The sequence below is a fragment of the Sedimentibacter saalensis genome (assembly GCF_007830175.1).
Taxonomy (GTDB): Bacteria; Bacillota; Clostridia; order Tissierellales; family Sedimentibacteraceae; genus Sedimentibacter; species Sedimentibacter saalensis.
Genome location: NZ_VLKH01000003.1, coordinates 464,675 through 489,981, shown reverse-complemented (window position 1 = coordinate 489,981; position 25,307 = coordinate 464,675). Strand labels below are relative to the sequence as shown.

22 protein-coding genes and 1 rRNA gene are annotated in these 25,307 nt (G+C 38.4%); 19 read left to right on the top strand and 4 right to left on the bottom strand.

Annotated elements, in window-relative coordinates; genetic code table 11:
* From rrf to rocD, 5 genes are all read left to right on the top strand, one after another.
* Positions 1 to 95, top strand: a 5S ribosomal RNA gene (gene rrf, locus LY60_RS07610); the annotation flags it as partial.
* Between the two features lie 502 nt (positions 96 to 597).
* Entirely contained in the window at positions 598 to 1,824 is a 1,227-nt protein-coding gene (gene arcA, locus LY60_RS07605; protein WP_145082111.1) for an arginine deiminase, read from the top strand.
* Between the two features lie 79 nt (positions 1,825 to 1,903).
* The gene (argF, locus tag LY60_RS07600) at positions 1,904 to 2,899 is read left to right on the top strand and encodes an ornithine carbamoyltransferase (RefSeq protein ID WP_145082077.1); all 996 of its coding nucleotides are present in this window, start codon (positions 1,904 to 1,906) and stop codon (positions 2,897 to 2,899) included.
* Between the two features lie 30 nt (positions 2,900 to 2,929).
* Positions 2,930 to 3,877 (top strand): carbamate kinase, encoded by a 948-nt coding sequence (gene arcC / locus LY60_RS07595; RefSeq protein WP_145082075.1) that lies wholly within the window; start codon positions 2,930 to 2,932, stop codon positions 3,875 to 3,877.
* Positions 3,878 to 4,496: 619 nt separating this feature from the next.
* Positions 4,497 to 5,687 carry an ornithine--oxo-acid transaminase gene (gene rocD / locus LY60_RS07590; RefSeq protein WP_145082073.1) on the top strand — a complete coding sequence of 397 codons (1,191 nt, stop codon included), beginning with the start codon at positions 4,497 to 4,499 and terminating at the stop codon, positions 5,685 to 5,687.
* Between the two features lie 97 nt (positions 5,688 to 5,784).
* On the opposite strand, the gene LY60_RS07585 is transcribed toward rocD, so the two are convergent.
* Positions 5,785 to 10,053, bottom strand: a complete 4,269-nt coding sequence (locus LY60_RS07585) for a 2-hydroxyacyl-CoA dehydratase (RefSeq protein WP_145082071.1) — start codon at positions 10,051 to 10,053, stop codon at positions 5,785 to 5,787.
* A 308-nt stretch (positions 10,054 to 10,361) separates the two neighbouring features.
* Here LY60_RS07585 and LY60_RS07580 point away from each other — a divergent pair, with 308 nt between their 5' ends.
* The 11 genes from LY60_RS07580 to LY60_RS07530 all read left to right on the top strand — a co-directional run bounded on the left by LY60_RS07580 (position 10,362) and on the right by LY60_RS07530 (position 19,570).
* Entirely contained in the window at positions 10,362 to 11,525 is a 1,164-nt protein-coding gene (locus tag LY60_RS07580) for an ABC transporter substrate-binding protein (protein ID WP_145082069.1), read from the top strand.
* Positions 11,526 to 11,575: 50 nt separating this feature from the next.
* Positions 11,576 to 12,457 carry a branched-chain amino acid ABC transporter permease gene (locus LY60_RS07575; protein WP_145082067.1) on the top strand — a complete coding sequence of 294 codons (882 nt, stop codon included), beginning with the start codon at positions 11,576 to 11,578 and terminating at the stop codon, positions 12,455 to 12,457.
* A gap of 9 nt (positions 12,458 to 12,466) precedes the next feature.
* Complete coding sequence (locus LY60_RS07570; RefSeq protein WP_145082065.1) at positions 12,467 to 13,351, top strand: branched-chain amino acid ABC transporter permease; 885 nt, start codon at positions 12,467 to 12,469, stop codon at positions 13,349 to 13,351.
* Positions 13,348 to 14,124, top strand: coding sequence for an ABC transporter ATP-binding protein (locus LY60_RS07565; protein WP_145082063.1), 777 nt, complete (start codon positions 13,348 to 13,350; stop codon positions 14,122 to 14,124). Before LY60_RS07570 ends, LY60_RS07565 begins: the two co-directional genes overlap by 4 nt.
* Positions 14,117 to 14,836: an ABC transporter ATP-binding protein gene (locus tag LY60_RS07560; RefSeq protein ID WP_145082061.1), complete on the top strand. Its 720-nt coding sequence runs from the start codon at positions 14,117 to 14,119 to the stop codon at positions 14,834 to 14,836. Before LY60_RS07565 ends, LY60_RS07560 begins: the two co-directional genes overlap by 8 nt.
* 91 nt (positions 14,837 to 14,927) lie before the next feature.
* Complete coding sequence (locus LY60_RS07555) at positions 14,928 to 15,617, top strand: metal-dependent hydrolase (protein WP_145082059.1); 690 nt, start codon at positions 14,928 to 14,930, stop codon at positions 15,615 to 15,617.
* 69 nt (positions 15,618 to 15,686) lie between these two features.
* Entirely contained in the window at positions 15,687 to 16,037 is a 351-nt protein-coding gene (locus LY60_RS07550) for a hypothetical protein (protein WP_019227874.1), read from the top strand.
* Positions 16,038 to 16,341: 304 nt separating this feature from the next.
* Positions 16,342 to 16,578, top strand: coding sequence for a FeoA family protein (locus LY60_RS07545; protein ID WP_145082109.1), 237 nt, complete (start codon positions 16,342 to 16,344; stop codon positions 16,576 to 16,578).
* Positions 16,575 to 18,593 (top strand): ferrous iron transport protein B, encoded by a 2,019-nt coding sequence (feoB, locus tag LY60_RS07540; protein WP_145082057.1) that lies wholly within the window; start codon positions 16,575 to 16,577, stop codon positions 18,591 to 18,593. The genes LY60_RS07545 and feoB overlap by 4 nt, the downstream gene beginning before the upstream one ends.
* A 1-nt stretch (position 18,594) precedes the next feature.
* Complete coding sequence (locus LY60_RS07535) at positions 18,595 to 18,741, top strand: FeoB-associated Cys-rich membrane protein (RefSeq protein WP_145082055.1); 147 nt, start codon at positions 18,595 to 18,597, stop codon at positions 18,739 to 18,741.
* A 241-nt stretch (positions 18,742 to 18,982) separates the two neighbouring features.
* Positions 18,983 to 19,570: a hypothetical protein gene (locus LY60_RS07530; RefSeq protein WP_145082053.1), complete on the top strand. Its 588-nt coding sequence runs from the start codon at positions 18,983 to 18,985 to the stop codon at positions 19,568 to 19,570.
* 37 nt (positions 19,571 to 19,607) lie between these two features.
* On the opposite strand, the gene LY60_RS07525 is transcribed toward LY60_RS07530, so the two are convergent.
* Both LY60_RS07525 and LY60_RS07520 read right to left on the bottom strand, forming a co-directional pair.
* Positions 19,608 to 22,121 (bottom strand): FAD-dependent oxidoreductase, encoded by a 2,514-nt coding sequence (locus LY60_RS07525; RefSeq protein ID WP_145082050.1) that lies wholly within the window; start codon positions 22,119 to 22,121, stop codon positions 19,608 to 19,610.
* Between the two features lie 16 nt (positions 22,122 to 22,137).
* Positions 22,138 to 22,434, bottom strand: coding sequence for an ArsR/SmtB family transcription factor (locus LY60_RS07520; protein WP_019230219.1), 297 nt, complete (start codon positions 22,432 to 22,434; stop codon positions 22,138 to 22,140).
* A 171-nt stretch (positions 22,435 to 22,605) separates the two neighbouring features.
* Between LY60_RS07520 and msrA the strand changes: the two genes are divergently transcribed.
* On the top strand, positions 22,606 to 23,082 hold the full coding sequence (gene msrA / locus LY60_RS07515; RefSeq protein ID WP_145082048.1) for a peptide-methionine (S)-S-oxide reductase MsrA: 477 nt from the start codon (positions 22,606 to 22,608) through the stop codon (positions 23,080 to 23,082).
* Between the two features lie 17 nt (positions 23,083 to 23,099).
* On the top strand, positions 23,100 to 23,678 hold the full coding sequence (locus LY60_RS07510) for a uracil-DNA glycosylase (RefSeq protein ID WP_342783527.1): 579 nt from the start codon (positions 23,100 to 23,102) through the stop codon (positions 23,676 to 23,678).
* A 154-nt stretch (positions 23,679 to 23,832) separates the two neighbouring features.
* On the opposite strand, the gene LY60_RS07505 is transcribed toward LY60_RS07510, so the two are convergent.
* A complete protein-coding gene (locus tag LY60_RS07505; protein ID WP_145082044.1) occupies positions 23,833 to 24,438 on the bottom strand; it encodes an SOS response-associated peptidase in 606 nt (201 codons plus the stop codon).
* A 104-nt stretch (positions 24,439 to 24,542) separates the two neighbouring features.
* Here LY60_RS07505 and LY60_RS07500 point away from each other — a divergent pair, with 104 nt between their 5' ends.
* Positions 24,543 to 25,016 (top strand): hypothetical protein, encoded by a 474-nt coding sequence (locus tag LY60_RS07500; protein ID WP_145082042.1) that lies wholly within the window; start codon positions 24,543 to 24,545, stop codon positions 25,014 to 25,016.
* Positions 25,017 to 25,307 lie beyond the last annotated feature (291 nt).

The following is a 25,307-nucleotide window of genomic DNA, read 5'->3' as shown; positions in this document are numbered from 1 at the left end:
ACACACCCGTTCCCATCCCGAACACGGAAGTTAAGCTCTTTAGCGCTGATGATACTTGGTGGGAAACTGCCTGGGAAAGTAGGACGTCGCCGGGTAAAAAAACCAGCTGATATAGCTGGTTTTTTTATATACCAGGAAAGTTCTATTTTCTAGTATATAAAAAACGGGGATTGCAAAGGGCGGGACGCCCTTGCCGTCAAGGGGGGTGCTCAGCAAAAAATACGTTAGTATTTTTTGCGCCGAAGGGGGACATAGGTCCCCCTAGCGGAGTTGCGGAGCAACTTTTTTATGCCATAAAACAGTTTGCTGTGTATAAATATGAACATGATACATAAATATTAAAAATACCTTGACATATTAAGGAAAAGTTAATACAATATATATATACAATCGCAGATTATTGTACTAAATTTGTTTGTCAAGCAGGATGTAAAATTCAAATATTGTTAATAGTTATGGCATTTTGGTGATTATGCTTGAAATGATAACGATTTTTTTACACTTAATGACGAATGAGTTGACATATATCGCGCGGCTGCTGCCAATCGTTTTTGCATTCAAAATCAGATATGGCATATATAATATATGGTGGTGATAATATTGAATGATACAGCAATAAAAGTTTATTCAGAAATAGGAAAATTGAAAAAAGTATTGCTGCACCGACCTGGCAAAGAACTAGAAAATCTAATGCCGGAGTATCTTGAAAGATTGCTTTTTGATGATATTCCTTATTTGGAAATAGCTCAGCAGGAACATGATGCATTTGCAAAAATTTTCGAAAGCTTGGGAATAGAAGTAGTTTATCTGGAAGATTTAGTGGTGGATTCACTTTTAAATGACGAGATAAAACTGCAGTTTATCAAAGAGTATATTGAAGAAGCTGGAATTAAGGAAAGCAGAGAATCCAGCATGTTAAAAGATTACTTCCTGTCCTTTACTAGTCCTAAGGAAATGGTTCTCAAAATGATGGAAGGCATCAGAAAGTCAGAAATCAATGATTACAGGGGTCCAAGATTGGCTGATTTTTTAAGCAATCAGTATCCATTTATAATTGACCCAATGCCTAATCTTTACTTTACAAGAGATCCTTTTGCTACAGTTGGAGAAGGAGTATCTATTCATAAAATGCATACTGTTACAAGAAACAGAGAAACGTTATTTGCCAAGTATATTTTTAACTGCAATCCTATATACAAGGGAACAAAGTTAATGTATGACAGAACTGAAAAGTATTCACTTGAAGGCGGAGACATACTGATTTTAAACGAAGAAATAGTGGCGGTGGGTATTTCTCAAAGAACAAATCCTAATTCCATTGAGAAGTTTGCAAATACCCTGTTGACAGAAGACAGTTCATTTAAAAAAGTATTGGCAATAGACATTCCAAAGACAAGGGCATTCATGCACCTAGATACTGTGTTCACAATGGTTGATTACGACAAGTTCACAATTCACCCGAACATTAAATCTGACATTGCAGTCTATGTTCTTGAAAGAGGAGATGACGGAAATATAAAAATTACCGAAGGTAAAGGGTCTCTTGAAGATATTTTGAAGAAGGCGCTTAATCTTGATAAGGTAAAACTAATAAAATGCGGCGGAAACAGCATCATTGATGCTGCAAGGGAACAATGGAATGATGGTTCCAACACATTGTGTATTGCTCCAGGTGAAGTAATTGTTTATACTAGAAATTATGTAACAAATCAAATTTTACAGCAGGAAGGTATCAAAATCTATACAATGCCGAGCTCAGAACTGTCAAGGGGAAGAGGCGGTCCAAGATGCATGAGCATGCCGCTTATAAGAGAAAAAGTATAGAAAACAATTGAAATTATGAAAAGATTCTGTTAATATATAAAAATACAATAAAATCTATAATTAAACACGGAGGTTTATTATGTCAGTAAATTTAAAAGGAAGAAGTTTTTTAACATTAATGGATTTTACACCACAGGAAATCAGATACATGCTGGATTTAGCTCATGATTTGAAAGCAAAAAAAAGAGCAGGAATTTACAATTATCTGTTAAAGGGTAAAAACATTGTGCTGTTGTTTGAAAAAACATCAACAAGAACAAGATGTGCGTTTGAAGTTGCAGCTCTGGAAGAAGGAGCACACGTTACTTTCCTTGATTCAGGAAGTTCACAGATGGGCAAGAAGGAATCCCTGGAAGATACAGCAAAGGTTCTTGGAAGATTCTATGACGGTATTGAGTACAGAGGATACAAGCAGGAAGTTGTTGAAGATTTGGCTAAGTATGCAGGAGTACCTGTGTGGAACGGTCTTACAGATGTAGATCACCCTACTCAAATATTGGCTGACTTGCTTACAATAGAAGAACACATTGCAAAACCACTTAATAAGGTTAAGGTTGTTTTTGCCGGTGACATCAGAAATAACATGTCATATGCATGGATGTTCGGATGTGCAAAAATGGGAATGCATTTCGTTGCATTTGGTCCTAAGGAACTTCAGGAGCAACTTGATAAGGATACACTGAAGAGAGTTCAGGAAGTTGCTGACTATACAGGAGCTACAATCGAAATATCAGACAGCATTGAAGCTGTAAAAGGAGCAGACGTAATTTACACAGACATTTGGGCATCAATGGGCGAAGAAGCTCAGATACCTGAAAGAGTTAAGTTACTCACTCCATACAAGGTTACAATGGACCTAATCAAGGCTACAGAAAACAATGATGTAATATTCATGCACTGTCTGCCTTCATTCCATGACTTTGAAACAAAAATGGCTAAAGAACAGATGGCTCTTGGCTTTGACATAAGAGAAGTTACAGATGAAGTTTTCAGAAGCAGACATTCTGTAGTGTTCGACGAAGCAGAAAACAGAATGCACACAATAAAAGCAGTTATAGTAGCAACTATAGCTTAAAAATTAGGACAAATTCAAGAGGGGTTAATCATGAACAGAATACCAAGAGTAGTTATAGCGTTAGGCGGAAATGCCTTAGAAGATAAAAGCATGCCTTCTACAGCAGAGGCACAGTTGGAAGTTGTAAAGAAAACAAGTGAATATATTGCTGAAATAAGCTGCTCCAACTATGAAATAGCAGTCGTTCACGGAAATGGCCCTCAGGTTGGAAGAATCCTTTTGGCTTCAGAAGCTGCCAAAGATATTACACCACCAATGCCATTTGACGTTTGTGGTGCAATGAGTCAGGGTTATATCGGGTATCATATTCAGCAGGGACTTAAACTAGCTCTGGCAAAAAGAAACAGAATTTTGCCTGTAGTTACAGTTGTGACCCAGATGGTTGTGAACAAGGATGACAAAGCATTCCAGAACCCAACAAAACCAATAGGACCTTTTTATTCTGAAGAGGAAGCAAAAAGACTTGCAGCTGAAAAAGGCTATACAGTGAAAGAAGATGCAGGAAGAGGATGGAGAAGAGTTGTTGCCTCTCCTATTCCAGAGAGAATAGTTGAAATCGGTACAATCAAGACGCTGTGGGACACAACAATAACAGTTGCATGCGGAGGAGGCGGAATTCCTGTAATAGAAAATGAAGACGGCTCTTTAAAAGGTGTGGCAGCTGTAATTGACAAGGACTTTGCAGCAGAAAGACTGGCTGAAGACATGGACGCTGACATTCTTATGATTCTGACTGAAGTTGAAAAAGCATCAATCAATTTCAAGAAACCAAACCAGGAAGATTTGTCCGTAATAACAATTGAAGAAGCTGAAAAGTACATTGAGGAAGGCCATTTTGCACCGGGCAGTATGCTTCCAAAAGTAATGGCTTCAGTAAAGTTTGCAAAATCAAAACCAGGAAGAAAGTCAATAATAACATCTCTGTACAAATCAATGGACGCATTAAATGGTTTGACAGGAACAATAATTCAAGGTTAATTAAAACTAATAAGTAATAAGAAGAGTATGCAATAGATTTTCCCTCGATTCAAATGAATCCAGCGGAAGAGGCAGGCAATGAGACTCATGGATGAATCTTTTAAGCTTCAACTGTGACGCTCATATGACGAAGCAGCTCTTCTTTTTTTTATGCCCTAACCCAGATTTTTCGACCGTAGGGAGAAAAAATCTGCGGTAGGTCAAACGCAACGAAATCCAAATTTATGCGACCGGAGGGAGCTGATAAATTTGTGATTGAAACTGCGCATGCCCTAACCCAGATTCTTCTGTGAAGAATAATCCTAATATTGTGTCATTAATATAGTTCTGCATGACAGATTGCAATTTAAATTTTGTAAATTGCAAATTGCAGGATTATCTTCAGTAAATTAAAACTTAAGCGTTTAAACAACAAAAAACAATCAAATTAATTTTAAAATATTTCCTATTTAATAATATTGTTGTAAAATCAATAATAATCAGAATATTACGGCAACGAATTCCCAATGCAAAAATATAAATATCTTGACTTTTATTAAAAAAACGGTTATTATTTAAAACATAAGTTTGAAATATGCATACATTTGCGTATAAAAAAGCATCGAGGAGGACTACTGATATGCAATCATCTAAAGAAATCATGCAAAAAACAGAAAAATTCGGAGCTCACAATTATCATCCTAAGGAGATTGTGTTTGAAGAGGCAGAAGGTATTGTTGTTACTAATCCAGAGGGTGAAAAATTTTATGATATGTTAAGCGCATATTCTGCATTGAATTTTGGACACAGACATCCTGAGCTGGTACAAGCTGCAAAAGATCAGCTGGATAAAGTAACTTTGACTTCAAGGGCATTTTATAACAGCGTTCTGGGAGACTGGATGCAGAAACTTTGTGAGGTTACAGGTAAAAACATGGTTCTTCCTATGAACACAGGTGCTGAAGCAGTTGAAACGGCCTTAAAAACTGCAAGAAGATGGGGAAATTTTGTTAAGGGCGTTGAAGATGGAATGCAGGAGATAATTGTATGCGCCAGCAACTTCCACGGCAGGACTATAACAATTGTTTCTATGAGTACAGATCCAGATGCCAGAAAAGGATACGGTCCTTTTACACCTGGATTTAAAGTAATTGAGTACGGTAACATCGAGGAACTAAAATCAGCCATAAATCCAAATACAGTAGCATTCCTGGTAGAGCCTATACAGGGCGAAGCAGGAATAATTGTTCCTCCCACAGGTTTTATCAAACAAGCATATGACATTTGCAAAGCAAATGACGTATTATTTATTGCCGATGAAGTTCAGACAGGCTTTGCACGCACAGGCAGAATGTTTGCATGCGACTATGAAAATGTAGTTCCTGATATATATGTTCTTGGAAAGGCTTTAGGTGGCGGAATCATAGCTGTGTCTGCAATTGCGGGAAATGAAGATATCCTTGGAGTGTTCGAGCCGGGTTCACACGGTTCAACTTTCGGAGGAAACCCATTGGGAGCAGCTGTTTCCTTGAAAGCTCTTGAAATTCTCCAAAGAGATGATTTTGCTAAGCAAGCTGAAGAAAAAGGCAGTTACTTCATGAATAAGTTAAGAGAAATAAATAATGATGATATATTTGAAATAAGGGGTAAGGGCCTTTTAATAGGAGTTGAGTTCAAGAGTAACGCTGCACCGTATGTGAAAAAATTGATCCAAAACGGTGTTCTTGCAAAGGAAACTCATGAGAAGACAATAAGGTTTGCACCTCCAATTATAATAACATATGAACAAATTGATGATGCTGTTGAAAGAATCAAAAAGGCATTTTCATAATAATAAAAAATACCGGCTCAGACAGCCGGTATTTTGTTTGTTATATGTTTTGTTCCTGAAGATGTTTCAGTATTTATTTTGTTGTATGGCCTTCAATTTACTTCATTGATAAGAATCCATCGTCATCATGCAAGTGCATATTTCTAAATGCACTGGTCAGCATGAGCTTTATACGGTTAATCTGGTTAACTTCACTTATGCCGGCATCATAGTCAATTGGAACTATATTTGATAATGGATATGCATCCTTAAGCTTTTTAATCATTCCCTTGCCTGTGATGTGGTTAGGCAAACATGCAAATGGCTGCAGACACAATATGTTGCTTACACCACTGTCCAAAAGCTCAATCATTTCGCCTGTGAGGAACCATCCTTCTCCAGACTGGTTTGCAAGTGAAAGGAATTTTTTTGCCTTGTGGGCTAATTCCTCAATATTTGCAGGTGTTGAAAAGCGTTTTGATTCTTTGAATGCCTTGACACTTGGTTTTTTGTACATTTCTATTGCTTTGACAGCAACATTGTTGAATGCCTTTGTCTTTGGACTGCCGCTCAAGAGCTCATCATACTTTATAACTCCGTTAAATGCACTGTATGAGAAGAAATCAAGCAAGTCCGGCACCACAACTTCTGCTCCTTCTTCTTCAAGAAGAGAAAAAACATCGTTGTTTGCATTTGGGTGGAACTTAACAAGAATTTCACCAACTATTCCAACTTTAGGCTTTCTTAGTTTTTCATCAAGTTCAATTGTATCAAAATCATGAACTATATTATTGATTGTATTTATATAATGTTTTATATTACCTTTTTCTATTACATGTCTGCATTCTTCAACCCATTTATCATACAACTGGTTTACAAAACCTTTAACTTTTTCATAAGGTCTTGTTCTGTAGGTTGCACGCATGAGAGTGTCTCCTAACACAACACTCATTACAAGTCTGTTCACAAATGAAGTTGTGAAGCTGAAGCCCGGCTGTTTTTCAAGTCCAACCACATTGAAGGAAATAACAGGTATGTGCCCGTATCCTGAATCTTTAAGCGCTTTTTTGATAAAACCGATGTAATTTGTAGCTCGGCATCCTCCGCCTGTCTGAGAAATCATGAGTGAAGTGTTGTTCAAGTCATATTTTCCTGATTCCAGAGCGTTTATAAGCTGGCCCACAACAATTATGGAAGGATAGCAAGCATCATTGTTTACAACCCTGAGCCCCACATCAACGGCCTTCTTGTCAACGGCAGGAAGTACAACGGCGTTATATCCTGACATTCTTGCAGCTGTTTCAATAAACTGGAAGTGCATTGGAGACATCTGAGGAATGAGTATTGTGTGCTTCTTCTTCATTTCCTTTGTAAATACAGGACGTGTGATTTTATCGTCCATGTGCTTGTGCCTGATGCCTGTTTTGTCTCGTTCTTCTATGGAAGCAAGAAGTGAACGAATACGAATTCTTATGGCTCCAAGGTTAGTGATTTCATCTATTTTTATAAGTGTGTATATTTTGTTGTTTTTGTCAAGTATTTCATTTACCTGGTCTGTTGTTACTGCATCAAGGCCGCATCCGAAAGAGTTAAGCTGAATGAGTTCCAAATTATCTGTATTTGAAACGTAAGTTGCAGCCCTGTACAGCCTTGTATGGTATGACCACTGGTCAATAACCCTGAGAGGTCTTTCTATGGGATACTTGTTTTCAAGGGAATCTTCAGACAATACAACCAGACCGTAGCCTTCTATCATTTCAGGTATGCCGTGGTTTATTTCAGGATCCACATGGTAAGGCCTTCCGGCAAGAACAATTCCCTTTTTATTGTTTTTGATGATGTATTCTATGGCCTTCGCGCCTTCTTTTTTTACATCCCGTTTGTATGCATAAAGTTCTTTATATGCCTTTTCGGCAGCTTCCTTTATTTCTTCGTAAGACAAGTGCTCAGCCTTTGCAATTTCCCTGTAAAGCTTGTTTATGAGCCTTTCCTTGTCATTTAAGTTAAGGAACGGCTTGTAGAACTTCACATTCTTAAGGTTTATATTTGCTTCTATTGATTCCGGATATGAAACAACAACAGGACAGTTAAAGTGGTTTCCTGCATTTTCATCTTCCTTTATGTTGTAGGAAATACACGGATAGAATATTTTAGGAACTTTTTTGTTTATGAGATCAGTTATGTGGCCGTGGGTTATTTTACCCGGATAGCACACTGATTCTGAAGGAATTGTTCCCATTCCAAGCTCATATATTTTTTTACTTGATGCTCCTGATAAAACTACTCTGTATCCCAATGTTGTGAAGAATGTGAACCAGAATGGATAGTCTTCGTACATGTTCAAGACTCTTGGAATTCCAATCATACCTCTTTTTGCTTCGGAAAGCGCCAGAGGCTTGTATCCAAATACTCTGTTGTACTTGTACTTGTACAAGTTGGGCAGAGATTCTTTTCTTTCTTCGTGAGTGTATTTTTCAGCTCCTCTTTCACAGCGGTTTCCTGATACAAAGTATCTTCCGTCAGAGAACTTGTTGATTGTCAATAGGCAGTTGTTTGTGCATAGGCCGCAGCGTTCCATGGAAGTGTCAAATGAAAACTTTTCAAGCTCGTGAGGTTTTACAAATTTGCTTTTAACAGAGGGAACATATTTATTTTTTGCAATGATGGCAGCGCCAAATGCTCCCATTATTCCTGCTATGTCGGGTCTTACAACCTCACGTCCTGTTATTTGTTCAAATGCTCTTAAAACTGCGTTGTTGTAGAATGTTCCTCCCTGAACAACAATCTTATCTCCTATTTCATCGAGAGACTTAAGCCTTATGACTTTGAACAGGGCGTTTTTAATTACAGAGAAGGAAATTCCTGCGGAAATGTCGCTTAGGGTAGCACCTTCCCTCTGGGCTTGTTTAACTTTGGAATTCATGAACACGGTGCATCTTGTTCCAAGATCAACCGGGTTTTTTGACAACACTGCTGCTTCAGCAAATTCATGGACGCTCATATCAAGTGATTTAGCGAATGTTTCTATGAAAGAGCCACAGCCAGAGGAACAAGCCTCATTAAGCATTATGGAATCTATTACTCCATTTTTTATGATCATGCTTTTCATGTCCTGTCCGCCGATGTCAATTATGAAATCAACGCCGTTTAGGAAAAAGTCAGCAGCTTTATAGTGTGCTACTGTTTCTATTTCGCCTGCATCCACATTAAGGGCAGCTTTAATAAGATGCTCCCCGTATCCTGTTACAGCAGTGCTTGCTATTTCAATACCAGGATGTAGCTTGACATAAAGGTCCTTTACTGCTTTTACGGCTGAGTTAAGAGGGTTTCCTGCATTGCTTCCATAATAGGAATGCAGAATTTCACCATCATCAGTGATCAAAACAAGTTTTGTGGTAGTGCTGCCTGCATCTATACCTAAAAATGCCTTGCCTGAATAATCATCTATATTTCTTGTTTTTGCCTTATGCATGTTGTGACGGGACAAAAATTCTTTGTAATCTTCCGCACTTTCAAACAATGGATCTAAGTCTTTCTTGCGGTATTCTATACTTGAATGTTCAAGTGTATTTTTTATTTTAATATAAAATTCGTTGAAATCTATGCTCTCGTTTTCGGAAGCCATTAAAGCGGCTCCCATGGCAACATAATAATTTGCATCTTCAGGGCATACTGAATTGTCTTCGGTGAGTTCAAGGGTTTCCTTGAATCTGTTTCTCAGCTCAGACAAAAAATACAACGGTCCTCCCAAAAATGCCACATTGCCTTTTATTGGCCTTCCCTGAGCAAGGCCGCTTATAGTTTGGTTTACAACAGCCTGGAATATGGAGGCAGCAATGTCTTCCTGCCTTGCACCTTCGTTTAAAAGAGGCTGTATATCTGATTTTGCAAAAACACCACAGCGGGAAGCAATCGGGTATATCGTTTTATGTTTTTTTGAAAGCTCATTTAATCCTGTTGCATCAGTCTTCATCAGAACAGCCATCTGGTCTATGAAAGCTCCGGTTCCGCCTGCACAGGATCCGTTCATGCGCTGCTCCAGGTTTCCGGTAAGGTATGTTATCTTGGCATCTTCTCCGCCCAGTTCTATAACAACATCTGTAGAGGGAATGAATTTTTCTATTGCTTTTGTTGATGCTGCTACTTCCTGTACAAATGGAATTTCCAGATATTTTGACACATCAATGGCACCAGAGCCTGTGATGCATATTTTAATCATGCTGTCATTTAGTGTCTGGGATGAGTTTTTGATTATTTCACTGACTGTATTCTTAATGTCTGAATAATGTCTTTCATATTGCTTGTATACCACATTTTCCTTACTATCTATTACAGCTATTTTTACTGTAGTAGACCCTATATCAAGCCCCACCAAGTAATTTTTCATTGTATCCTCCAAAGCCGTACGGCTTTAAATAATCATGCTTTTATATATTATGTAAAGTATATTATATCATGTTAAATTTTAAAATCAACTTAAATAAATCTTAACAATAGCAACATTCATGCCGAAAAGCATAGAAAAGCATATGTTATTTTTTTATCACAAAATAGAAGAAAATGTAAAATTTCCGGCTAAATAATGAATACATAAATCTTGCATTATTTTAAATAAACGTTTATAATATATAAGACATAAACGTTTGCATAAGGAATATTTACAAAACTTTATACACATAATTTCAGGAGGGTTTTATGAGAAAAAAAGTTTTATCCTTAGTAAGTTTATTATTGATTTTAACAATGCTGCTTTCCGCATGCGGAGGCAAGACAGCTGCTCCTGCCGGAGAAACAATTAAAATCGGCTGGATAGGATCATTGACAGGAGACCAGGCCGTATGGGGAACATGTGAAAGCAACACAATAAAAATGCTTATTGAAGAAGTAAATGCAAAGGGCGGAATATTGGGAAAACAGGTTGAAGGAATTTATTATGACACAAAAGGCGATGCTGCTGAAGCAGTAAATGCTACAAAGAGACTCATAACACAAGACGGTGTTGTAGCAATTCTGGGACCGAATGCCAGCGGACAGGCAATTTCCATTTCTGCAGTTCTGGAACAATACAAGGTTCCTGATATTGCAACAGTTGCAACTAACCCTAAAGTTACAGTAAGTGATGATGGAAAAGTAAAAGAATACAACTTCAGAGTATGCTTCATAGACCCATATCAGGGAGCTGTTGCAGCAGGCTATGCTTATGACAAGTTAGGATTAAAAAATGCAGCAGTGCTTTATGACGTAGCAAGCGACTATTCACAGGGATTCACTGAATATTTTGAAAAAACATTTACAGAAAAGGGCGGAAAAATTGTAGCAAAAGAAGGCTTCAAGGAAGGCGATGTTGACTTCAGACCACAGCTTAGCAAAATCAAAGAAGCTAATCCTGATGTAATATTGATGCCATATTATTACAAAGAAGTAGCTCTTAGTGCAAACCAGGCAAGAGAACTTGGAATTAAAGCAACATTGGTGGGCGGAGACGGATGGCCTTCAGACCAGCTGATGACAATGGCAAAGGATGCAATTGAAGGAAGCTACATAGTTAACCATTTGGATTTCAACGACCCAGAAGTTAAACCTCTGCAGGATGCTTACAAGGCAAAATACAATCTGTCCATGGAACTAAACGGATACATGGCAAATGATGCATTCTTGCTATTGCAGGCTGCCATTACAGCTGCAAACAGCACAGATCCTGTTAAAATAACAGAAGCCCTCACTCAGGTTTCAGTGAAGGGAGTTACAGGAACAATTCAGTTGAGCAAAGAAAATCATAATCCAGTAGGAAAACAAGCTGCAATAGTTAAAATAGAAAACGGCGGCTATGTATTTCAGGAAAAATACGGAGTTGAATAAAATGAGGCGGGTATATCCCGCCTTCGTTTCAAAATCAGCAGGAGGTTTTTATGAGCGGATTTTTGCAGCAGGTTGTTAACGGATTGTCCATAGGAAGTGTCTATGCTCTCATGGCAGTGGGTTATTCTCTTGTATACAGCATAATGAACTTTTCAAACTTCGCCCACGGCGGGGTTATTATGATTGGCGCGTATATAGGTTATTTTTGCCTCACATTGTTAAATGTACCTTTTTTTGTAGCATTTTTATTGTCAGCCATCGGTTCCGGACTTTTGGCCGTAAGCATGGAAAGAGTGGTTTACAGGCCTTTGAGGAAGCGCAATGCACCTTTTTTGTATTTTATTATATCTGCAATGGGAGCATCAATATTTCTTGAAAATATAGTAATCGCATCACCAATAGGTCCCACATTCAGGACCTACCCCGCTATTTTCTCAACGACGCCAATAATGCTTGGGAATATTGCATTAGGAAGAATAGATCTTTTAATGTTTGTTATATCTACAGTGAGTCTGGCTGCTTTGATATTTATAATTGAAAAAACAAAGATAGGGCTTTCTATAAGAGCTACTTCCTACAACATCAAGGGAAGCACACTCATGGGAGTCAACGTGGACATGGTAATATTCATAATATTTGCAATGGGAGGTATACTTGCCGGTCTTGCAGGAATGCTTTTCGGCATGAAGTACACAGTATATCCACAGATAGGAAACATCACCACAAAATCATTCATAGCGGCTGTTTTCGGCGGGCTTGGAAGTCTTCAGGGAGCTGTTATAGGTTCCATATTACTGGGTCTCATTGAAACAATGGTGTCTGGATACTTTTCATCTCAGTACAGAGATTTAATCGCATTTGCTCTTTTGATATTTGTGCTTGTTGCAAAGCCAACAGGACTCATGGGCAAAAATACGGAAGACAAGGCATAGGAGGTTATCATGAGCTGGGGTTATATATCAGGTATTTTAATACTATCAGGAATAAACTTAATGACGGTTCTGGGACTTTCTTTGCTAACAGGTTTCACCGGAATGTTTTCCTTCGGACATGCAGGATTCATGGCCATAGGAGCATATACAGCTGCAACCATGACAATGAAATTTGCTGTTCCTTTCATACCTGCTCTTCTCATTGGAGGAATTGCAGCAATGATTGTCAGTCTGTTTCTTGGTAAACTGACACTTAATCTAAAGGGTGACTATTTCTGCATTGCCACACTTGGGTTTGGTGAAGCTACAAGACTCATTCTTGACAACCTGCAGTATTTTGGAGGAGCAAGAGGACTTTCAGGAATACCTACAGAAGGAACTACAACCTTATTAAATGTTGTTCTAATAAACATTGTTGCAGTATTTGTGCTTGTGAGCATTATAAGGTCAAGGCACGGAAGGAACATGGTCGCCATAAGAGAAGAAGAAATGGCAGCACAGATTATTGGAATAGATGTTTTCAAATACAAGCTGACTGCACTTGCCATTAGCGCACTTTATGCAGGAATTGCAGGAGGAATGCTTGCCCACTACCTGGGGTACATTCAGCCTACAATGTTCAAGATGGTGAAGTCCACAGAAATGACAATAATTGTTATTTTCGGAGGATTGGGAAGCATTTCAGGAAGTGTTGTTGGAACAGTGCTTTTAACTTTCCTTCCGGAAATATTGAGAAGTTTCTCGGACTGGAGACTTGTAATATATGGAGCTGCAGTAATTCTCATCATGATTACAAGACCGCAGGGTTTAATGGGAGGAAAAGAAATAAGCTTCAAGAAAATTTCACTTGCAATTAAAAACAGGAAAATCAAAAAAGAGGAGGTAAAATCATGAGTGTGCTTTCTCTTAAGAAACTTACAAAAAAATTCGGCGGCCTCACGGCAGTTGACAATGTAAACTTCAGCATCGAAGAAGGAGAAATATTCGGTCTTATAGGGCCAAACGGCGCGGGAAAAACAACAATATTCAATCTTATTACAGCTATTTACAGCGTGACTGAAGGAGAAATTTATTTTTATGATAAAAAGCTTGCAGGGCTTAAGCCCTTTGAAATAGCCAACATGGGTATAACAAGGACGTTTCAGAACATAAGGCTGTTTAAAAAGCTCACTGTATATGACAATGTGCTGACTGCATGCCATAAGCTTGCTGATTACAGCCTATGGAACAGTGTTGTGAGAATAGGAAAATACAAGAAGCAGGAAAGGTTGCTTAACAGCAAGACGGAACAGCTTTTGAAACTCATGGGACTTTGGGAATACAAAGATATTGTTGCATCAAATCTTCCATACGGACTACAAAGAAAGCTTGAAATAGCAAGGGCACTGGCACTGGAGCCAAGACTGCTTCTCCTTGATGAACCTGCAGCCGGAATGAATCCTGAGGAGACGTTGCAGCTTATGGAGCTTATCAAGGAAATAAGAAACAAATTCAACCTTACGGTTTTAATAATTGAGCATCACATGGATTTGATAATGGGAGTGTGTGACAGAATATTTGTGCTTAATTTCGGCATCCCTCTGGCTATTGGAACTCCGAAGGAAATTCAGGAAGATAAGAAAGTAATAGAAGCTTATCTTGGAAAAGAGGAGGTACAAGATGCTTAAGGTTGATAATTTAAATGTTTATTACGGAGGAATTCATGCTCTTAAGGGAGTTTCCATAAATGTTGATGAAGGACAAATTGTATCAATAATAGGTTCTAACGGAGCAGGCAAATCAACCCTCATAAATTCCATCAGCGGTATTGTAAAATACAAGGAAGGTGAAATAACCTACAAGGGAGATAAACTTCCAAAACAAGCCCACAAAATAGTGAAAGCAGGAATATGCCAGGTGCCTGAAGGAAGAATCATATTTGCAAACCTTACGGTTATGGAAAACCTCAATATGGGTGCATTTTTAAGAAATGATAAAAATGACATCGAAAAGGACAAAAAAAGAATTTTTGAGTTATTTCCAATCCTTAAGGCAAGAGAAAATCAAATAGCAGGAACTCTGTCAGGAGGGGAACAACAAATGCTTGCCATGGGAAGAGGACTGATGTCCAATCCGGACCTCATACTCCTTGATGAACCGTCCCTGGGACTGGCGCCTCTACTTATAAACACAATATTTGACATAATAATTGAAATAAAAAATATGGGCAAGACAATACTTCTTGTGGAGCAAAATGCATTCAAGGCTCTTTCAATAGCCGACAAGGCATATGTACTGGAGCAAGGAGTTGTTACCCTGGAAGGAGATGCAAAATCTCTCATAAAGGACGAAAAGGTTCAGGAAGCTTACCTTGGCAAGAAAAATACACAGACTGTATAACATGGATCCCGATTTTATCGGGATTTTTTTGTTGATTTTATTTGTATATAATTGTATTATAAAATAAACATTATAAAGGACGGTGATTTAAATGAAACTTACTTATCTTGGGCATTCGGCTTTATTAATTGAGGAAGGACATTTCAAGGGAATTATAGACCCTTTTATTTCCGGTAACCCTTTAAGCAAAACAAGCGTGGATAGTCTCGTTGATATAACACACATTTTTGTCACTCACGGTCACGGAGACCACATTGGAGATGCTGTTGAAATCGCCAGGGCTAACAATGCGCTTATCATTGCTAACCATGAAATTTGCGCATATCTTAACAGGTTCAAAGTAAGAACCCACTCCATGCACATAGGAGGCAGAAGGAAGTTCGATTTTGGAACCGTAAAGATGACAAATGCTCTGCACGGCTCAGGAATATCTGATGGAGGAACCATCATTTGCGGAGGAAATCCCTGCGGCTTTATTATAGAAGTTGGGGGTATAAAAGTATATCATGCAGGAGATACAGGTCTTACACTGGATATGAAGCTTCTTGAAGACGAAAAAATTGATGCTGCTTTTCTTCCCATAGGAGGAAATTACACCATGGACGCTGATGATGCTGCAATTGCTGCCGGTTTTATTAAGGCAAAGATTACAGTTCCCATACATTACGATACTTTTGGTCTTATTAAGGCAGACCCGTTTTATTTCAAAAGCAAGGTTAATTCGTCAGAAGTTGTTGTTCTGGAGCTAAATGAAGGCATTAATATTAATGCAAATATTTAATATGCATGTATTGAATAGTAAAAATTCATATGGTATAATGACAGGGCAGCACGATTAGGGGAGGTTCAAATGTTTGCTTTGATATTGATTTTAAATGACATTTACAAGCTTGATGAAATACATGAAGTGTTTTATGAGGAAGAAATTGGTGCAACAACAATTGACAGCCAGGGAATGGGAAAGGTGCTGTTGGACCACAATATAAATGTACCCATGCTTGCAAGCATGAGGAAGCTTATTGACGGGAGAAAACCCTACAGCAAGATAGTTTTCAGCATTATCAAGGATAGGGAAAAACTTGACGCCGTAGCAGAAAAAATACAAAAAGAACTTGATTATTTCAAAGAACCGGGTGTCGGATTCATGTTTGTAATGCCGGTAATAGAAGTATATGGTTCAAACACTGATGATATAAAGTGAAAGGCATAACTGCCTTTTTTTTATGCCCTAACCCTGTTTTTCCGACCGTAGGGAGAGAAAAACAGCGGTAGGTCAAACGCAACGAAATCCCAATTTATGCGAACGATAGTGAGCAGATAAATTGGTGATTGAGACTGCGCTATGCCACGCCCTGAAAAGTCTGTAAAGATATATAATATATTTGCAGCTAAAAAAACATAAATATTCTTTAAAACCTGTTGACAATTCATATGGGCAGTAATATAATACAGATAAAGTAAATGATAATGATTATCAATATCGAATAATCATGAAAAGGAGAAATATGATGACTCTAGACAATATAAAGCCTGGTCAAGGCGGAGTAATTACAGCAATAGGCGGGCAGGGGGCTCTCAGGAGAAGGCTTCTTGACATGGGGTTGACTCCCAACACCCGAGTTCAGGTAAGAAAAGTTGCTCCAATGGGTGATCCCATAGAATTGTCTTTAAGAAGCTATGTCTTGACTATAAGAAAAGAAGAAGCATCGAAAATTGAACTGAAAGAGGTATTCAGCATATGAAATTTGTATTTGCCCTGGCAGGAAATCAAAATTCGGGAAAAACAACACTTTATAACAATCTGACAGGCAGCAATCAACACGTTGGAAATTTTCCCGGGGTGACAATAGAAAAAAAAGAGGGGCAAATAAAAAAGAATAAGGATGCGTACCTTGTGGATTTGCCTGGAATTTATTCATTGTCTCCATATACAATGGAGGAAGTTGTAACACGAGATTTTCTTCTCAAGGAACACCCGGATTTAATACTTAATATTGTCGATGCAACAAACATAGAAAGAAACCTGTATTTGACGCTGCAGCTCATGGAGTTATCAATTCCCATGGTAATTGCCCTCAATATGATGGATGAAGTGAAAGCCAGCGGTAATTCAATAGATGTAAAAAAACTATCGGACCATTTGGGAATTCCTGTTGTTCCTATATCAGCCAGCAAGGGTGAAGGAATTTCAGAGCTTGTGGATGTGATCATGAAGACTTCCTTGGAGAAGAAATCCCCTAAGAAACTTGATTTCTGCACAGGCGAAGTTCACAAGGCAATTCATTCCATATCCCATCTCATAGAGGAGCAGGCTGAAAAATCAGGCTACCCCTTAAGATTTGCAGCAACAAAGCTTGTTGAAGGGGACGAGCCTACTATGAGAGAGCTTGGCATTTCTGAAAATCAATCACACATAATAAGTCATGTTGTTGAGGACATGGAAAAGGCCCTTGATACAGACAGAGAAGCAGCACTTGCAGACATGAGATACACATATATAGAAAAAGTCTGCAGGGATACCGTGATTAAAAAACAGGAAACAAAAGAGCAGATTCGTTCTGAAAAAATAGACAGGATTTTAACCCACAAATATTTGGGCATACCAATATTCTTCAGCATAATGTTTTTTGTGTTCTGGTTAACATTCGGAGCCATAGGAGCGCCGCTGCAGGGATACCTTGAAACAGCCATTGGAGCATTCACAGAAATTGTTTCTGAAGCAATGAATGCAGCACAGGTAAGCTCATGGGTTCACTCACTTGTAATTGATGGAATATTTGCAGGAGTTGGAAGCGTGCTTTCATTCCTTCCTCTCATAGTAATATTGTTTTTCTTCCTCTCACTTCTGGAAGACAGCGGATACATGGCAAGAGTTGCATTTTTAATGGATAAAATGCTTAGAAAAATAGGTCTGTCGGGAAGAAGTTTTGTTCCAATGCTCATAGGCTTTGGGTGCAGCGTTCCTGCAATTATGGCCACAAGGACCCTTTCAAGTGAACGCGACCGTAAAATGACAATTGTGCTTACACCGTTCATGTCATGCAGCGCCAAGCTTCCAATTTACGGAATGATTACAATGGCATTTTTCCCGGAAAATGCAGCCTTGGTAATGATAGCTCTCTATATGACGGGCATCCTTACAGCCATTTTATCTGGACTTCTTTTAAAGAGCACAATATTCAAAGGTGAACCTGTTCCCTTTGTAATGGAACTTCCTGCATACAGAATTCCTTCAAGAAAAAGTGTATTGGTACACATGTGGGAAAAAGGAAAAGATTTTATACAAAGAGCATTTACGGTAATATTCCTGGGAACAATCATAATATGGTTCCTGCAGAGCTTCGACTGGTCATTGAACATGGTAAGCGACAGCACAATGAGCATTCTTGCTTCCATAGGAACTTTGATTTCTCCTTTGTTCATACCTTTGGGATTCAACGACTGGAGAGCTTCAACAGCTCTCATAACAGGATTGACTGCAAAGGAAGCCGTTGTGAGCACACTGACAGTTCTTACGGGAGCCGGAACCGACATTCAGCTTTCGGCAATTTTAAACACTATGTTCACTCCATTAAGCGCATATGCATTTCTTACATTTACGCTTTTGTACATGCCGTGCATAGCTGCTTTTGCAGCAACAAAGAGGGAGTTAGGCTCAATGAAGTATGCAGTGTTAACTGCTTTATATCAGACACTGACTGCATTTGCGGCAGGAACGCTCGTTTATCAAATTGGCAGTTTATTCATAGGAGGTTAATATGAATGGTGCAGATTTATTAATAGTAGGAACAATAGCAGCAATAGCTGCATTTATAATAGTATACATGAGGAAACAAAAGAAAAACGGTGCTAGCTGTTCCGGTTGTTCCGGATGCAGCAAGAGCTGTTCTTCAAGGCAACAATAACTAACCGCTGAGAAATCAGCGGTCAGACTATTGACAAACCATGATGCAGTCATCCTGAACGATAGTGAAGGATCTCATTTTTATTGAAAACCTGAGATTCTTCGGGCTAAGCCCTCAGAATGACAACGTCGAAAGTTACTTTGCCATCAACCTAACCGCTGAGAAATCAGCGGCTTTTTTATACACCAAAATATACATTACGAATATATATGAATATATAAATTTCAATATGAGGTGTAATATGGATGATTTAATATATAATCAAAGATTCTGGCCTGACAGGGGCAATGTAATGAGAGCAGAAGATGCTGTTATTGAAAATATAAGCATGGATAACAGAACAGGATTTGTTACAATATCCTACAGAGATACTAATGACTACTGCATGAATGAACAGGTTGTAGTGCTGGCAGTTGACAGGGATACAGTAATAAGGGATGCATTTGGTAACCCTATGTCCTTCAGGGATTTGAGGCAGGGAATGACAGTGGATGCTGAGTTTTCAGCAATGATGACAAGAAGTATGCCTCCCCAGTCAAGAGCTTACAGAATAACAGTTGTAAACAGAATGGAAGAAACTCATGTTACAGAAGGAATGGTTCTTGATGTTGATTTAAATAACAGATTTTTGTACACTGGAAATCCTAACGACATATACAGCCAGATAAGATTTGTTATCACTGATTCCACTGTAATCAGAGACAGAAGAGGAAGACAGATAAGGCTTAGAGATTTGAGAATAGGAGATTTTGTAAGAGTAATCCATGCAACATTCATGACCATGAGCATACCGCCTCAGACTACGGCTTTTGAAGTACAGGTTTTGTAGTCAAAACAAAAAGACCGCATTTGCGGTCTTTTGTTGTTTATATGAATAAATTTACGTTGGATTCTTCAGCATCTCCCAGGTATGTTCCTACACCTGCAAATTCAACTCCGTCAATTAATTCTTCCTTTGTTATTCCCATTACATCCATGGACATGGTGCATGCAATCATTTTAACTCCGTTGTCCATTGCCTTTTTAACCAGGTCTTCCAGTGAATCAATGTTTTTGTCCTTCATCACCTTGCGCATCATCGCTGTTCCCATTCCGCCCATGTGCATTTTGGAAAGCTTAAGCTTGCTTACGCCTTGAGGCATCATCATTCCAAACATTGCATCAATAAGAGGTTTTTTAACATTTTGCTTTTCTGTTTTTCTCAACACGTTCAATCCCCAGAATGTGAAGAACATTGTAACAGGTCTTCCCATGGCTGCTGCACCATTGGCAATTACAAATGATGCCAGAACCTTATCCATGTCACCGCTGAAAACTACTAATGTTTTTCCGTCATTGGCAGGAACAGGAACTCCTATATTGCTTGCTGCTACTTCAGTTGCAGCAGGTGCATTGTTAATTCCTTTCTGAAGAGTAACAACATTGAGTTTGCCCTTCTTTTCAACACCCAGAAGAGTGTTGCCTGTTCTGCGGCACCATGTTTCCACATCTCTGGCAAAGCCTGAATCTGTTGCAGAAACCTCAATAATATCTCCGTCTTCAACTTTCTTAATTGTTTCATAGACTTTCATTATAGGTCCCGGGCACTGAAGTCCGCTGCAGTCAACCTGTATGGATGCTTTTGCTTTTGGTGCTGCAGCGTTGTTAAAATTTACTTTTACTTCTTCCTGTGCTGCAGGGGGTGTGCTCATTCTGTTTTCTGTTTTATTGAAGAAATTGTAGTACACCTGTTTGTAGAAGTTAGTTCCTGCAGGGTATACAGTTACATTTTTAAATCCGTTTTCCATCAATGTTCTTGCTGCATTGTATGAGCGAACTCCAACTGCACAGAACACAATTATTTTATCGTCCTTATTGAGCTCATTTAATCTTTTTCGCAGCTGTCCAAGAGGAATATTTACAGAGTTTGGAATTTCAAGAACCATCAGCTCAGCTTCTTCACGGATGTCAAGGATTGTAACGTCATTTTTTACTTCAGGATTTATGTCATTCCATTTTGATAACTTCACTTTGTTTTGAATTATATTTTCAGCCACAAATCCAAGCATGTTTACAGGGTCTTTTGCTGAGGAATATGGAGGAGCATATGCCAGTTCAAGTTCCTTGAGGTCATAAATGCTTCCGCCCAGACGTATGGTTGTTGCAATTGTATCAATTCTCTTGTCAACTCCGTCTTCACCCACTATTTGAGCTCCGAATATTTTCTTGCCGTCAGCAGAGAACACAAGCTTCAAAATCATTTCAGATGCTTCTGGATAATAACCTGCATGTGACTTCTGGGAGATTATAGCTGTAAGGTAATCCTTGCCTTCAGTCATGCCCATTTTTATTAATGTCTTTTCGTTTGTACCTGTTGATGCAACTGTAACATCAAATACCTTCGCAACAGATGTTCCCTGAGTTCCTTTGTACTCTTCGTTGGCACCATAAATGTTGTTGGCGCATATTCTTCCTTGTTTGTTTGCAGGACCTGCAAGAGCAATCATGGCTCTTCCTTTGTTTATATATTCTTCAACCTCTATAACATCCCCAAGGGCATAAATGTTTGAATCAGAAGTTTTCAGGTATTTATCAACTACAATTGCGCCTCTCTGGTTCATTTCAAGACCTGCATCCTTTGCAAGCTGTCCATTTGGACGTACACCTATGGATAAAATGACCATGTCTGCTTCAAGAGTTCTTCCGCTTGCCAGAGTTATAGTAACCTTTCCGTTTTCACTCTTAAATTTTGAAACACCATCTCCAAGAATGAGATTAACCTTGTTTGCAACCATGTTGTTCTGAACAAGCTGTGCCATTTCATAATCAACAGGAGCCATTACCTGGTCCATTGCTTCAGCTACAGTTACTTCAAGGCCAGCTGCATGGAGGTTTTCAGCAACTTCTAATCCTATGAAGCCTCCTCCTATTACAACTGCATTCTTAGGCTGTCTTTCGCTTATGAATTTTTTGATTTCATCAGTGTCCGGAACTGTCCAGAGGGTGAATATTCCAGGAGAGTTTATTCCTTCAATAGGTGGCTTAAGCGGTGAAGAACCTGTTGATATTACAAGAGTGTCATAGCTTTCTTCATAAGTTTCACCTGTTTTTACTTTTTTAATCTGAACCTTCTTGTTTTCTTTGTCTATGGATATAACTTCAGAATCTATTCTTACATCAACGTTGTATTTTTTTGACATGGCTTCCGGAGTTGTTACCAGAAGTGAGTCTCTTTCCTTAATAACATTTCCTATATGATATGGAAGACCGCAGTTGGCGTATGAAATGTATGAACCTCTTTCAAACATTATGATTTCTGAAGTTTCGTCAAGTCTTCTAAGTCTTGCAGCTGTAGAGGCTCCGCCTGCCACGCCGCCGATAATAACTATTTTTTTACTCATCATTTCCTCCTATTTTTTATTGCAGAATTTCTTCTACAATATGTCTTACTTCTTGATTTTTGATTTTATAAATTATTTCTGTTCCGTTCCTGTCTGCAGAAACAATGCCTGCAGATTTTAGTTTCGCAAGGTGCTGTGACACTGTTGGCTGAGGAACGTCTATGCAGCACTGAATTTCAGTCACATTGCTTTTTTCTTCCTTTATGAGCATTGCCAATATACAAAGCCGTACAGGATGTGCAATTGTCTTGAACATCTCTGCTTTTTCAGCCAGAAGATGCTTTGTTTTTTCTTTGTCATTAAAGTCTATCATGATCTACCTCGTTAATATTCTTATATTAATATATTAGCATATTTGAATATAATGTCAAGAAGAAATGTAAAAAAATAAACAATATTTTTTGATTGTGGAATATGCAAGTATTTTATGCTAAAATTATAATAATATAAAAATAATCACATTTGATGAATGGAGCTGAAATATATGAAGGAAATTTATTTGGCCGGCGGATGTTTTTGGGGACTTCAGGCCTACATGGATTTAAGGAACGGCATAGTTGAAACTGTGGTTGGGTATGCCAATGGAAACACAGAAAACCCAACGTACCAACAGGTTTGCACTAATACAACAGGTTATGCTGAGACAGTCTATATTAAATATGATGAAAATATAATCACACTTGAAAAAATACTTCAGGACTTCTGGAAAGTTATAGACCCAACACTGCAGAACCGTCAGGGAGGAGATGTGGGTACTCAGTACAGGACAGGAATTTATTACACAAATGATGAAGATTTAACAACCATAAACAAGTCTATGGACAGAGAACGAGAAAAATACAATAAACCCATAGTTACAGAACTGGAAAATCTTAAGAATTTTTATCCTGCAGAGGAATACCATCAGAAATATCTTGAAAAAAATCCAAACGGATATTGCCACATAGACCTGACACTGTAGAGGCATTTATGTATTCAATGGATGAGCTTAAAAAATTCACTGCACGATGCCGCAAGTGCAGGCTGGCAGAAACAAGGACAACCGTTGTTTTCGGTGAAGGGAACGAACATGCAGACATAATGTTTGTGGGGGAAGGTCCCGGATATAACGAGGATGTGCAGGGCAGGCCCTTTGTTGGAAAAGCAGGTCAGCTGCTTGATAAGATGATTGAAGCGATAAATTTAAAACGTTCGGATGTATATATTGCCAATGTGGTAAAATGCAGACCTCCGGAAAACAGAAATCCCATGGATGATGAAGCAGAATCATGCATTGATTATTTAAGGTGGCAGGTAAAACTCATCCGTCCTAAAATAATTGTGTGCCTGGGGGCTGTGTCTGCCAAGAAGCTCATTGACCCAAACTTAAGCATAAGCAGGCAAAGAGGGGTATTTGTAAAAAAAGGAGACATTTTTTTCATGCCCACATACCATCCTTCATACCTATTGAGAAATGAATCAGCTAAAAAGGATTCCTGGGAAGATTTCAAAAGCATTGCAGCTAAGCTTACAAAACTTAAAAAAGAACAAAACAACCAGCCTATAGGAGGCAACTGAAAATTTATACATTTATTCACTGTCATTCTGAGAGCTTGCTCAAAGAATCTCATGTTTTTAAAAAGATGAGATCCTTCGCTATCGCTCAGGATGACAGAAATAGATTTTTTTAGTAACGTCTCCTGTAGATGGTTGTATTTATTTATAGTTATTCCTATTTTACTGCGGCGCTTACATAGTTGTCCTTTACAGTTTCAAGAAGTTCCTTGATGTTTTTCCCGCTGAGGTAATCATCCACATATTGTTTGTCAAATATGAGAGGCATGCGGCTGTGTATGTAGTTCAGGGAAGGATGAGCGTTCTTTGTTATTATTGTGTAGTAAATATCAGTATCGTTGTCGTCAAACAGGCTAAGCTGCCTGTCCTTGTGGCGAACCACACTGTAAAGTCCCGCCATGTAAAGAATGGAGTCCGGGTTTTTTATCATATATTTTGTTTTAAAGGTTTTTTCATTTTTCCATTCAAAATAATAAGAAGCAGGAACAATACACCTGTTTGTGGAAGCCAGGTTTTTAAACATCTGTCTTTCGTGGACAGATTCCATTCTTGCATTGATTATTATTCCTTTTCCGTCCCACTTTGGGAATCCCCATTTGGCAAGTATGGGTCGTGTATCTTCTCTATCGTGAATTAATATAGGAGCCACATTTGAAGGAAATATTTCTCCGTTCTTGTACTCCGGGTAAATGATATTTTCTGCTTCATCAGCAATTTTTTTGATTTCTTTGTCATCAATATCCATATAATATCTTCCGCACATAAAAACCACCTCACCTTATTATTGCATTCAATTTGTTATATTTCAATAAAAATTTCCATGAACAAAAACAAGGGTTTTTTCGTCTATAAAAAAAGGAGGTAATTATGAAAAAACTGTTATATATATTATTGATTATTAGTGTTGTATTGATAAGCGGCTGCACAGCTAAAGAAGCACCGGACGCAGCAGGAGCATATGAAGCTGCCATTGATAAGCTTTACAACGAAGACGAGGCACTGAATCTGAATATCAAGTACCTGGCTGTGGACACAACAAAGATGAAGAACCTCACAGAAGAAAGTAAAAAGACGTTTTTAAAGAACCTTGAAAAATATGGACTGACTGTTCTTGATACCACAAGCGCGGAGCTTGAAAAGAATGGATATATAAATGACACAAATTTTGAGGAAGGGATATTGTTTAACCTGGAAGATGAACAGATGAAGAACAATACCATAAAAATGAATGTTTCGAAATTTCGTTCAGGACTGGGAGCCATAGGCTATGAAGGAATGGAGCTTAAATACAGAAATGGGAAATGGGAAATAAAAGATACCGGAAGCCCATGGATTAGCTAGCCAAATAATTAATTTACAGCACAAAATATTAACAACCCCCAATACAGTCATCCTGAGCGTTAGCGAAGGATCTCATCTTATAATGTTGAAAACATGAGATTCTGCAGTTTCGCACACAAATTTATATGTTCGCTTTCACTCACATAAATTTGGTGCTCATTGCGAGTGACCTACCGCTATTTTTCAAGAAAAGCTGAAAAATAGGGTTAGGGCATCTTTCGGGCTACGCCCTCAGAATGACACAGTCGAAGGTTATTTGTTATCACAAAAGCCGTCAACAACAATTGACGG